A 12330-nucleotide genomic window follows, 5' to 3' on the forward strand; every position below is an offset into this window, starting at 1 on the left:
CCCCGCACCGCGCATGCACCCGCGCCCCGTTCGCCCCGCCGCGCGCGGCCACCGCTCCCGCCGGCAACGCCGCCACCTCCCCCAGCGTGGTGAGCCCCAGCGCGGAGAAGGACGCACCCTCCCGCCCCTCCAGCGCGGCCAACGGCAACGGCGCCAGCGCCCGAGCCGAATCCCCCAGCGGAATCACCTCCACCCGCCGCGCCCCGTACCGCGCCAGCGCCCGCGAGGTGAACGCCTCCGAGGCCACCGCCACGTGCGCCCGGTACCCCAGCTCCGAGCACAGCGCCAACGCCCGCGAGCACAGCCCTTCCTCGCCTCCAGACAGGTGCGCCGCCCCCGCGTCCAACCACAGTCCATCCGGCGCGGAGAGCTGGAAGCCCGGCCCCAGGCACAAGAGCGCCTCCCCCAACGCCACCAGCGCCCGGGCCTCCTCCTCCGGCCGATAGGGAAAGTGCCGCAGTTCCGGATCCAGCGCCGTCGCCGCCGTGAGCGTCGTCCCGGGCCGAACCCCCGCCTTCAGCGCGGACGTCGACGCCGCCGCCACCCGCCGCTGGCCGCGCGACTCCTCCACCAGCACGAAGGGCCGCCCCGTCAGCTCCGGGCACTCGATGACCTTGCGCTGCACCGGGAAGCGCGTGAAGTGAAGATACGCCCTGCGCATGGGGCCTCAGTGCGTCGCCGAGGCCGCGCTCAGCCCCGCTCGCAGCGACGGCATGGCGCCATCCCGCCCGGGCCGCTGGCCCTGGATCCCCAGGCCGTTGCGCGCCACCCACGCCCCCTCCTTCAGGAAGTCCGGCGTGGCATCCGCATCCAAGGGCCCCACCTCCAGCAACCGTCCGCCCCCCTCCAGCCCCAGCTCTGGATACAGCGCGCTCCACGGCACCACCGCCCGCGCCCCCGTCCCACCGCGCCGGCTGCGCACCACCTCCACCGACCACCCCTCCCCATCCCCCGACTCCGTCCGCAGCCGAGTCATTCCATCCGCCGGCGCGTCCGGCGAGGTGAGCAGCAACAACAGCCCGCCCCCCCGCTCCGCCGCGTCCGCCAGCTTGCGCGCCTCCGCGAGCCCCACCCGAGGAGACCGCCCCACCATCCCCACCCCTCGCGTCAGGTCCAGCACCACGCAGGCGAAGGCCCCACTCCGGGCGAGCTGCACCGCCGCCCATACCCGCTGCTCGGGCGCCTTGGGACGAACGATGAGCAGCCGCTCCAGGTCCACGCCCTGCGCCGCGGCCGCCGGGGGATAGAGCTCACGCGGCCCATCCACCCACGCGCACAGCCGCTCCTCCCGGTGCGCCGCCGCCACCGCGCTCAGCGCCAGACTGGTCCGCCCGGAGGCCGCCTCTCCGCACAGCTCCACCGCCTGTCCCAGCGGGAAGCCGCCCGAGGGCAGCAGCGCGTCCACCGCCTCCATCCCCGTGCGAAGGACGGACAGGTAGCGCCGGGGCGCCGCCTGCAACTGGCGGATCCGCTCCCGGAGCTGGTCCACGACCGAGCCCGCCGAGCCCGCCGGGCCCACCCGCTGCTCCAAAGCCGCGCCCATCTCGCCTCCTCGCCGGAACCCGGCACACCGAACGTCCGACTGGACGGCAGTTCAGTATGCTCACGGGTCTGACGTGCGCCCGCCCAGGACGCACGGCGATGGGTGAGGCGACACGACGCACCGGCTCGGATCCACTGGCCCGAGGCCAGGGATCTCAAGCCCCTGCACGTCCTATCCGGCGCAGATGACCTTCACTTCCACCTTCTCGTCATCCGCCCGGCGCAGGCAGCTGCCGCCGAAGTAGATGCGCGCGGGGCGCTCCTCGCCGGACGGCTCGTACGTCAGGTCGCCCGCGGCCACCGAGCACCGCTCCACCGTGCCCCCGGCGCGCGTCAGCTCCACCTGCGCCAGCCGCGGATCCGGCAGGTTCACCACGTCCAGGCTCTGCGCCACCGCGGCCAGCTCGGCGATGCCCAGCAGCGTGTCCCGGTAGCTCGCCCGGCAGATGGAATCCAGGTTGTCGAACTTCGTGTCGAACTTCTCCGACATCGCCCGGTGCCGATGCCCGGGCCCGTACGACGTGGGGCAGTCCACGTTGCGCACGTACGTGCCCTGCGGCGTGACGTCGAGCACCAGCTCCGCCCGCTTGTCGCTCAACGCCACCGGTCCCACCGTGGCCCAGAGCACCTCGCGGCGCCCTCCCTTCGAGTCCCGCAGGGAGCTGAAGAACTCGAAGTACTCGTCCACCGTCGTCAGCAGCGCCGCGTTCTCGCTGCACTTGTCCACCGACGTGTCGTCCGGGACGGTGACCGGAGGCGGACGCAACTTGGAGCTGCAGTCCTCCTCGTCCGTCACCACGACCACCAGCAGCCGAGCCCCGTCCCGAAGGAAGCCGCCGTTGCCTCCCTCGCCGATGGAGGTGTTGGCCAGGGGCTCGGAGACCGCCAGGCGCACGGCCTCGAAGGGGGACTCCTGCCCGCTGCCCGCCGTGCCCTGCTGCACCAGCCGACGGAAGCGCTCCAGCAGGTGCTCGTCCGTGCTCTCGATGTAGCGCGCGTCCGAGGGCTGTCCATCCGCCTCCGGAACAGCCTGGAGATGTCCCGACTCGGCGGGGTATTCGCGGTATTGCTCCACACCCTGGAAGAGGATCCGCCGGTAGACGGACGTGGTGATCACCCCCACGCGGAAGTCCTGCGTCACGCCGCCGCCCTCCTGGAGGGCCTTGATGAACGCGGGCAGCTCGGTGGCGATGCCGGCCTGCTCCTCGGCCATGGAGGCCGAGTTGTCGATGACGAAGAGGATGTCCGTCTTCTGCGGAGCCACCACCGGGGACTCGCTCTGACACTTGCCCGGAAGGGTGGATCCCGCCTCGTCGACAGGCGACGTACAGGACGCCACCCAGAGGGCCGGCAAGAGGAGCAGGGGGGCACAGGGCTTCAACTTCATGGCGGCCTCCTAGGAGGCGGCGCGCCCAGGCGGCGCGACGCATCAGGGCTGGGGGGGCGAGCATGCCCCACCCCAGGCCCGGACGCGAGACAAGGTGCAGCGTCTGGCATCCGACTTGGACGTGGAAAATCGCACACGGCGTTTGCCATGGGCGTTTTGGTTGTTACGTTGGTTCATCTGCCGCAAGAAACCGACAGATGTTCACCGGCTCGGCCGCTCGCACGGCCGGGCTTGAAGACGAAGGAAGAGGCCGAACTTCATGTCCGATGAGAAGAAGAAGGGCACCGCCGCGAGCGCCATGCCCACCGCGATGGCCCCTCCCGGGCTCATCAACAAGGAAGACATCCCGCAGGTGCTCCCCATCCTGCCCCTGCGCAACAGCGTCTTCTTCCCCGGCGGCGTGCTCCCGCTGGCCGTCGGCCGTCAGAAGACCATTGCCCTGATCAAGGACGCGGTACGCGACGACCAGGTCATCGGTGTCGTCACGCAGCGCCGCGCCGAAGAAGAGGATCCGGGCGCCGCCGACCTCTACACCATGGGCACCGTCGCCCGCATCGTGAAGCTGCTCAAGATGGGCGAGGACAACTACTCGCTCGTGGTGCAGGGACTCGCCCGTTTCCGGGTGGTGGAGCTGGTCCAGGAAGCCCCCTACCTCAAGGCCCGCGTCGACGCGGTGGAGGACAAGACCTCCGCTGAAAACGTCGAGGTGGAGGCCCTGGGCATCAACCTCAAGAAGCTGGCGCGCGAGGTCATCGAGCTGATGCCCGAGCTGCCGGCCGCCGCCACCGAACTCGTGGAGAGCATCACCCACCCCGGCCATCTGGCGGATCTGATCGCCGCCAACGTGGACGTGCCGATCGAGGAGAAGCAGGCCGTCCTGGAGACGGTTGATCTCAAGGCGCGGATGAAGCTCGTGCTCGAGCTGCTCAACCGCAAGCGGGAGATCCTCAAGCTCTCCAACAAGATCGACTCCGCCGTGAAGGGCGAGATGTCGAAGACCCAGCGCGAGTACTACCTGCGCCAGCAGCTCAAGGCGATCAAGGAAGAGCTCGGGGAGATGGGTGAGGAGGAAGAGGAGCTCGACGAGCTCCAGGAGCGCCTGAAGAAGGCGGCCCTGCCTCCCGACGTGGAGAAGGTGGCGAACAAGGAGCTCAACCGCCTGAAGACCATTCCGGCGGCCTCCAGCGAGTACACCGTCGCGCGCACCTACCTGGATTGGATCGCCGACCTGCCGTGGTCGAAGATGTCCGAGGACAACCTCGACATCGAGAACGCCCGGCAGCAGTTGGACAAGGACCACTTCGGCATCAAGAAGGTCAAGAAGCGCATCCTGGAGTACCTGGCGGTGCGCAAGCTGAAGAACGACATGCGCGGGCCCATCCTGTGCCTCGTCGGTCCTCCGGGCGTCGGCAAGACGTCGCTGGGTCAGAGCGTGGCCAAGGCCACGGGCCGCAAGTTCGTGCGCCTGTCCCTGGGCGGCGTGCGTGACGAGGCGGAGATCCGCGGCCACCGGCGCACCTACGTCGGCGCGCTGCCCGGCCGCTTCATCCAGAGCATGAAGAAGGCCGGCACCAAGAACCCGGTCATGATGCTCGACGAAATCGACAAGCTCGGCGCGGACTTCCGCGGCGACCCGAGCGCGGCGCTGCTCGAGGTGCTGGATCCGGAGCAGAACAACACGTTCAGCGACCACTACCTCGACGTGCCGTTCGACCTGTCGAAGGTGATGTTCGTCGCCACGGCGAACCAGCTCGACCCCATCCCCGGTCCGCTCCGCGACCGCATGGAGATCATCGAGCTGTCCGGCTACACGTTCGAGGAGAAGCAGAGCATCGCGCGCATCCACCTGGTGCCCAAGCAGCTCAGGGAGCACGGCCTCAGCGCGGATCACATCGAGATCACCGACGAGGCGTTGCTGACGCTGACCACCTCGTATACCCGCGAGGCGGGCGTGCGTAACCTCGAGCGGCGCATCGCGGACATCTGCCGCGCGGTGGCGGTGGAAGTCGCTGGCGGGAAGATGGACAAGCAGACCATCGACTCGGAGCGCGTGAAGGAGGTCCTCGGGCCCGAGATGTTCTACTCGGAGGTCGCGGAGCGCACGGAGGTTCCGGGCGTGGCCACGGGCCTGGCCTGGACGGCGGCGGGTGGCGACCTGCTCTTCATCGAGGCGACCAAGATGGCGGGCAAGGGCGGCATGACGCTCACCGGCCAGCTGGGCGACGTGATGAAGGAGAGCGCGACGGCGGCGCTGAGCTACCTGCGCAGCAAGTCCGAGCAGTTGGGCATCAGCTCCAACTTCCTCGAGAAGACGGACCTGCACCTGCACTTCCCGGCGGGCTCCATCCCCAAGGATGGTCCTTCCGCGGGCGTCACCATCCTCACCGCGCTCACCAGCCTCCTGACGGGCATCCGGGTGCGGCACGACACGGCGATGACGGGCGAGGCCACGCTGCGTGGCCTGGTCCTGCCGGTGGGTGGCATCAAGGAGAAGGTGCTGGCGGCGCACCGGGCGGGCATCAAGCGGGTCATCCTGCCCGAGCGGTGCCGCAAGGACCTGGTGGACGTGCCGGATCAGGCCAAGAACGAGCTGGAGTTCATCTTCGTCACGCAGATGGACGAAGTGCTCAAGGCCGCGCTGGAGACGTCGCCGTTCAAGTCGTCGGCGGGGACGCCGGGTGGCGAGCCGGGCAAGGAGCCGCTGCCTCCCCAGGCCGCGGACGCCAGCTCTCCCGAGGTCCGCGCTTAACCACGCAGGCCGCTGAGATGTGACACGGGCAGGTTCCTCTTCCGAGGGACCTGCCCGTTGTCTTTGCGGGTCTCGGCGACGTCAGTGCCGCGTCGAAGGCGTGTCCTGCGCGTCGGGCCCGGAGAGCCGCTGGGCGAGCAGGCCGAGCAGCTCCTGGGTGGAGAGCCGGCCCGCGCCGTCCTTGCCCTCGAGCACGTCCGCGACGAGCGCGCGCTTGTGCTCGTGCAGGGAGAGCATCTGCTCCTCAATCGTGCCGCGCGCCACCAGCCGGTAGACGGTGACGGGACGCTCCTGACCGATGCGGTGCGCGCGGTCCGAGGCCTGGTCCTCCACGGCCGGGTTCCACCAGGGGTCCAGGTGGATGACGCTGTTCGCGGCGGTGAGGTTGAGGCCGAAGCCGCCGGCCTTGAGGGAGATGAGGAACAGCGGCGCGGTGCCCTCCTGGAAGGCCTTCACCGCCTCCGCGCGGGCCCTGGGGGCCGTCTGCCCGTCCAGGTACTCGTAGGTGATGCCCCGCGCGTCCAGCACCTCTCTCACCAGCGCCAGGTGCGAGGTGAACTGGCTGAAGACCAGCGCGCGGTGGCCCTCGGAGCGCAGCTCCTCGACGAGCTCCAGGAAGCGCTCCAGCTTGGAGGACTCCACGCGTGACGCGGCGTCATAGAGGCGCGGGTGCGAGGCCAACAGCCGCAGCCGGGTGAGGGCCGCGAGCACCTCGAAGCGCTGCTCGTGCTCGCGCTCACGCCGCTCGCGCATGACCTCCGGACGAGACTCCAGCGAGGAGATGGCCGCCAGTCGCGCGTCCTCGTACAGCGTCCACTCCGCCGAGGACAACACGACGGGCACACGCACGTCGGTGCGCGGGGGAAGCTGCGCCTCCACCTGGGCCTTGGTGCGGCGAAGCAGGAAGGGTTGCAGCACGCGAGCCAGCGCGGGGGCCGCCGTTGGATCCACCCGTCGCTCGATGGGAATCGCGAACCGGGTGCGGAACGCCTCGTGACTGCCGAGCAGCCCCGGGAAGACGAGCGAGAACACGCTCCACAGCTCTCCCAGGTGGTTCTCCAGCGGGGTGCCGGAGAGGGCGAACTTGAAGTCTCCCTGGAGCGCCCTGGCGGCGCGGAAGCGATGCGTGCCGGCGTTCTTCAGTGCCTGGGCCTCGTCGAAGACGATGGTGGCGAAGCGCAGCTCGGACAGCCGGCCGATGTCGCGCGTTAGCAGGCCATAGCTGATGACGAGCACGTCCCGAGGCCCCAGCCGTTCGAGCAGACCGCCCCGGTCCGCCGCCTCGGAGAAGAGCCGCATCCGCAGCGAGGGCGCGAAGCGCTTCGCCTCGTCCATCCAGTTGAAGGCCACGGAGGTGGGCGCCAGCACCAGCGCGGGTCCGTGCTTGCTTCGCTCCAGCAGCACGGCCAGCGCCTGCACCGTCTTGCCCAGGCCCATGTCGTCCGCCAGCACCGCGCCCGCGCCCCATGACGCCAGCCGCGTGAGCCACCGGAACCCCTCCGCCTGATAGTCGCGCAGCTCCGTCTTCAGCGTCGCGGGCACCTTCGGCTTCAACTCCTTCGCGGCGAAGATGCGCTGGACAAGGCCCTGCCAGGTCTTGTCCGCCTCCAGCTCGGCCCCCGCGCCACTCAGGGCGGACAGGGACTCCGCGGCGGCCGGGCCCACTTCCAGTCCGTGCCGCGACTGGTGGGCATGGTCCGCCAGTCGCTCCAGGTGCTGGCGCAGCGCCTCTTCGACCTCCACATAGGTCTGGTCCTTCACCAGGACGAAGCGCTCCTTGCGGCGCGCGGCATCGAGCAGCCGCGCCAGCTCCACGCGCTCCCCCTGCACAGCGAGCCCGCCGAGCATTCCGAACCAGTCCCGCTTGCGCTCGACGGAAATCTGGAGCGCGCTGGCACCACGGTGGGCCGCGATTCGCAGCGGCGAGCCCAACCACTCCAGCTCCGGAGCAGGCTCCAGCTCCTGACACGCGGCGAGCAGTGCGAGCGCGCCCTGCACTCCCGAGAACGAATAGGAGAAAGGCATCACCTGCGGCTCCGCGAGGCCGAAGGGCAGGCGCGTCTGGAGCGACTCGGCCAGCGCGAGTTCCTTCACGAAGTCGCGCACCGTGTGGACCGCGTCGTTGCCACGGCGCACGTAGACATCCCGGGGTCCCTCGCCAGGGATGAAGGAGGCGCTGTCCGGGAGGGCACGCACGCGCAGGTCCGCGCGCACCGCGCCGCCCGGCTCGATTTCGAGCCGCAGCACCGGAAGCTGGAGCACGGGGACGCGCTCACCCATGACTCCGCGAGGCAGGGCCACGGGCAGGCGCACGGCCAGCTTCGCCAGCTTCTCCAGCAGCACGCCATGGCTCTCCGGCGGGAAGACGTTGCCGTGGCGCTGGAGCACCGTGACGAGCGCGCGGACCTCCGGGCCCACGTCCAGGAGCGTGAGCCGACGCGCGCCCTCGTCCCAGAGGAAGAGGGCCTCCTCGGGCTTCGACTTGCGCACGCGGTCCACCATCGACGCGGACAACGTCGCGCCCTCCACGCCCGCGGTGACGACGACCGCCCCACCCCGCTCCACCGCGACGATGCCCACCTTGGCGCGCTCGACCTGGACCAGCAGGTCCTGCGTCCCCTCCTGGTAGAGCCGGGGATGCTCCACCAACTCGACGAGCAGCGCGCGCGAGGCGGGCCCGTCGTTGTCCGGGAGCAAGGACGCAAGGCGCGCGTCGAGGGAGGACAACTGCGCGCCGTGCTCTTGTAGCAGCTTGCGCCGGCTCACCTTCGCCCCCGTCGAGCGCTGGCCCTTCTTGGTGCGCCGGTGCACGTACGGATGCACCTCCACGCCGTAGCCCTCGATGACGTCGACGCGCCAGGAGACCTCCACGCCCGAGCCGCTTCCGAGCCCCTCATCGAGCGCGCGCTCCAGCGCCCGGAGCGTGCGGTCCCACCCCGGCCGCACCAGCTCATCGAGCGTCTCGCCGAAACTCTCCGTCCAGGGTTGGCGCAGCCACAGCAGCACCGTGTCGATGGCCGCGAGCAGATGGACACAGGGCGGCGCGCCACAAGTGCAGTCGGCCTGCACGGAGGTGGGCGTGAAGGTCAGGCTCGCCTCGGGGAGGATGAACCCCATCTGCGCGCCGTAGGGCAGCTCCGAGCAGCGCGTCTCACGGAAGCGGAAGCCCGGGAGCTCGGGGTCGAGCTGGAGCGCGTCGCGACTCAGCGCGCTCGTGGGCCGCGGAGCGACGGTGCCGGGCGCGCGGGAGCGGAGGTCCAGCAGCAGGCCGTGGACCCGGTGCGTGCGAACATCCTGGGGCGGCGCGAGGCGCTCGGGGAGCGAGGCCCGGGTCTGCTCCGCGTTCCGCCGCTCCTCTTCCACGAAGCGCCATGCGAGCAGCGGGAGCAGCTCCTTCATCTTCGGAGATGGGAGGGACTCCTGGCTCCAGCGGGTCCGCGCCTCCTCGCTGAGCATCTCCACCAGGCGGCGGCGCGCGGTCGCTGGACGGGCCTGGGGCAACAGCGCGGCGTCCACCAGGGGCGTCAACACCGTGAGGCTCAAGCGGGACAGATGCTCGATGCCCTGCTCCCGCAACCAGGACCGCAGTGCGCCCTCCGTGGCGAAGTGTGGGACAGACGAGGGAACAGGCTGCGGGCGCTCCACGGACATGGCCCTTCGCTTCTTCGCGAAGCGGCGGGGAAACGCAAGCGCCACGGCGAGGCGGACAGGCAGGCAACCCTCCTTCCACGACTTCCGCTTTCCTGCCCTTCCACGGCACACTGCGGAACGACGCTCCCTTGCCAGGCGTCGCACCTGCCATGACCAAATCCGCTGGAGTGTGGGGACTGGGCTTCATCCTGCTCGCCGGGCCCGCGTGCCTGCGAGCCTCGACGGAGGCGAAACCGGCCCCCCTGCCCGTCGACCCGGCCGCGGTGAAGGAGTCGGTGGAGGGCAACCGCACCTCCCTTCCCACCGCGCCGGCCGAACCCAAGGGCGTGGTCGTCGAACCTCCCACGAAGCCACCCTCCGGGGAGCCCGAGGCCCTCCGCTCGTCGCCCAAATGGCCTGCCTCCGGGGCGCCCCTGACGCTCGTGTCGGCACGCTTTCCCCAGGGCTTCGGCAAGCAGCGCGTGTACCTGGACGCGGGACATGGAGCGGAGGGGAACACCGGCACCCGGTCCGTCACCTGTGAGGACGAAGAGGTCTTCACGTTGCGCGTGGCGGAGGACCTGGCCCGGCGCCTGGAGGCCACGGGGCGCTTCGACGTGCGCATCAGCCGCAAGTCGGGGCAGCGAGTCGCCTACGCGGACCGGCTCGCGGAGGCCGAGCGTTGGGGCGCGCACGTGCTGGTGAGTCTGCACTCGGACTCTCGGGGGACCGCGCACCCGTGGTCACCCACGGCGGGCCAGGAATGCAACCGGCAAGATGAGACGCCTGGGTTCAGCGTGCTCTGGTCCGAGGAGGCCGAGCCTCCCCTCCAGGCACGACGGGCCACGCTGGCGCGGGCACTCGCCCGGAACCTGTCCCAGGTGGGATTCCTGCACTACGACGGCGTGGACTACACGGGGCTCTATGCCGCTGACTCCGCGCAGGCCGGGGTCTTCGTAGCGAGAAAGCCCACGCACCGACGCATCTTCGTGCTGCGCAAGCCGACCATCCCTTCCGTCATCATCGAGACGCACCATGCGCTCGACTTCGAGGAAGCCGCGCGGTGGCGTGAGGAGCGCACGCTGGAGGCCTTTGGCTCCGCGGTGACGCAGGGGCTCGTGGACGCATTCACGCCATCTCTCGTCGCCGCGCCCCAGGCGAACAGCCGCTAGGTTCTGTCCCTTCGACTGTCGAGGAGGTCACTGAGTGGCCCGGTGGTGGGACGACGCTGCCACCACCAGTCACTTCCCGCTTCGACCGACCACCACCTGGAGAGAGCGCGCCCCGCATCATCGACCGTCGCAGCCCGGTACTTCTCATCGGCAGCGGCGACCAGGGACCTGAGCTTCTCCACGAGAGGAGCAGAGCATTCGCCCAGCAGTTGCTCCACGGCATCGCGCCGATACAGATACTCCGCGAACTCCTCCGCCAGGCTCTTGGTGTCGTCCACGTCCTCCGCGAATCGCAACCAGCTCGCCAGGAGGATTTCGAACGAAAGGCGCTTCCCCCTGGCGTGATGCCTGGCCGTCAGGACATCCAGGACAGCCTGTTCTTCGGGGGTGAAGGAGGGGAGATAACTTCTCGTCTTGCGATATCTCCGCACAATGCCCGCTCGCGTGGGCGGGCTGAACGGAGATACAGCCCGACGCTCGATGGCTTGTCGGTACATCTCCCGCAGCGCGGCCATGTCGGGCGCGAGCTGGATGATTTGGTTCATGGCCTCATTGGCCACTTCCCACACGTCACCCACGCGCTTGCTTCGCAGCCTCCGGGTGAGCGGGGCTGGCCACATCGAGGCCAAGAAGTAGAGTTGGACCGGCCAGTCAGCGAGCTGAATGGTCAGCGAGGTGGGCTCTCGCCTCACTTCACGTCGGCCGATAGTGGAGGTCATGAAGACCCAGTTGTCGCCCTCCGCCAGAAGCAGTCTTTGCAGAGTCCTCCCCGTTGGTGCTTCATCTCTGGCGAGGTCGTAGTAGCCCCGAGAGAAGCGAATCCGATGTTCCCAGCGGGCAAGGCAGTCGAGGTGCAGCCGCGCGTCACTGAAGCGCGAGAGTTCATCGTCTTCAGGGAATGGGCAGACGGAGCCATCGATCTTCACTGAAAGACGATCCGGGTCCGTGCTCCCGCAGATGGCGCAGGCTCTCGTATCTCCTGATTCAGGTCGCATGGTTCACTCGCCGGTCACGATGGGGGGTCAGCGCAGCCAGGCGAAGGCACGCTCGAGCTGGGCCACCGCGTCGTCGAGGTAGCAGAGACCGTGCGCGAAGAGCACCCGCTGCGGCTGCCATCCAAGCATCCGCTGATAGCAGGCTCGTGCTTGAGGCTTTCGGCCGAAGGAGGTCGCCTGCACCTCGCGAGGCGTCTGTCCCGGCCACATCGTGCCTCCGAGGCTCAGCACCCACCGGAAACGCGCCTGGACGCGCTCGGGTTCGAGCGCCATGACCATGTCCGCGAGGATCAACGTCGCTGAGTCCTTGTGGAAGAACACGACCTCTTCGACGAAGCGACTCCCTCGGAAGATGAGCTGTTCGAAGTCATTCGCCCAGACCTCGGGGGCGCCATCCTGGAGGTCGGCGTCGAACGGAACATCGAGCTTCTGCGAGCGTGCACGCTCACGAACTCCCGGCGAGGCCCAGACCGTCGCGTGCGGGTAGCGCGCCTTCCAGGCTGGGATGGCCGCGTAGTGGAACCGGTTCGGCGACACGAGGTGCTCGACACGGCCGAGCGCATCGACCTCCGCGAACAGCTCGGGCGTGGGCGCCGTGGGAGACCAGAGCCACAAGCCCCCCGAGCGCAGCCGGATGATGACCATGCGCGTGGGGAATGGCAGCGTCACCGGGCCAACACTCATCTTCGCGACGGGCCCGTCCACCCACCAGAGGCCCTCGGCGAGCGGCTTGAGCGTCGAGAGTGGACCATAGGGACGTATCCCATCGGTCCACTCGCTGAGTTCGTGGGCGCTCTCGCGGTTTCCAGTCGTCATGGCCCTGTCATAACAACTCCGGGACGACGTGCACTTCGA

At 69.5% G+C, this 12330-nt stretch carries 7 protein-coding genes and 1 pseudogene; 2 read left to right on the forward strand and 6 right to left on the reverse strand.

Features of this window, described 5'->3' with window-relative positions:
- The 3 genes and pseudogenes from HUA74_RS25075 to HUA74_RS25085 form a co-directional block, all read right to left on the reverse strand.
- A pseudogene (locus tag HUA74_RS25075) lies at positions 1 to 661 on the reverse strand (DNA polymerase Y family protein); the annotation flags it as partial.
- A 6-nt stretch (positions 662 to 667) separates the two neighbouring features.
- Positions 668 to 1543 carry an ImuA family protein gene (locus tag HUA74_RS25080; protein WP_174456583.1) on the reverse strand — a complete coding sequence of 292 codons (876 nt, stop codon included), beginning with the start codon at positions 1541 to 1543 and terminating at the stop codon, positions 668 to 670.
- Positions 1544 to 1714: 171 nt separating this feature from the next.
- A complete protein-coding gene (locus HUA74_RS25085) occupies positions 1715 to 2929 on the reverse strand; it encodes a vWA domain-containing protein (protein WP_141647086.1) in 1215 nt (404 codons plus the stop codon).
- Positions 2930 to 3188: 259 nt separating this feature from the next.
- On the opposite strand from HUA74_RS25085, the gene lon reads away from it, so the two are divergent.
- Entirely contained in the window at positions 3189 to 5678 is a 2490-nt protein-coding gene (gene lon, locus HUA74_RS25090) for an endopeptidase La (RefSeq protein WP_141647087.1), read from the forward strand.
- An 81-nt stretch (positions 5679 to 5759) separates the two neighbouring features.
- On the opposite strand, the gene HUA74_RS25095 is transcribed toward lon, so the two are convergent.
- The gene (locus tag HUA74_RS25095; protein WP_174456584.1) at positions 5760 to 9329 is read right to left on the reverse strand and encodes a DEAD/DEAH box helicase; all 3570 of its coding nucleotides are present in this window, start codon (positions 9327 to 9329) and stop codon (positions 5760 to 5762) included.
- Positions 9330 to 9478: 149 nt separating this feature from the next.
- Between HUA74_RS25095 and HUA74_RS25100 the strand changes: the two genes are divergently transcribed.
- Positions 9479 to 10480 carry an N-acetylmuramoyl-L-alanine amidase gene (locus tag HUA74_RS25100; RefSeq protein WP_174456585.1) on the forward strand — a complete coding sequence of 334 codons (1002 nt, stop codon included), beginning with the start codon at positions 9479 to 9481 and terminating at the stop codon, positions 10478 to 10480.
- On the opposite strand, the gene HUA74_RS25105 is transcribed toward HUA74_RS25100, so the two are convergent.
- Together HUA74_RS25105 and HUA74_RS25110 are read right to left on the reverse strand one after the other, a co-directional pair.
- Positions 10477 to 11406, reverse strand: a complete 930-nt coding sequence (locus HUA74_RS25105) for a hypothetical protein (protein ID WP_174456586.1) — start codon at positions 11404 to 11406, stop codon at positions 10477 to 10479. The two genes, HUA74_RS25100 and HUA74_RS25105, sit on opposite strands and share 4 nt — an antisense overlap.
- A gap of 96 nt (positions 11407 to 11502) precedes the next feature.
- A complete protein-coding gene (locus HUA74_RS25110; protein WP_174456587.1) occupies positions 11503 to 12291 on the reverse strand; it encodes a DUF4336 domain-containing protein in 789 nt (262 codons plus the stop codon).
- Between the last annotated feature and the right edge of the window lie 39 nt (positions 12292 to 12330).

The sequence above is a fragment of the Myxococcus sp. CA051A genome (genome assembly GCF_013336705.1).
Taxonomy (GTDB): Bacteria; Myxococcota; Myxococcia; order Myxococcales; family Myxococcaceae; genus Myxococcus; species Myxococcus llanfairpwllgwyngyllgogerychwyrndrobwllllantysiliogogogochensis.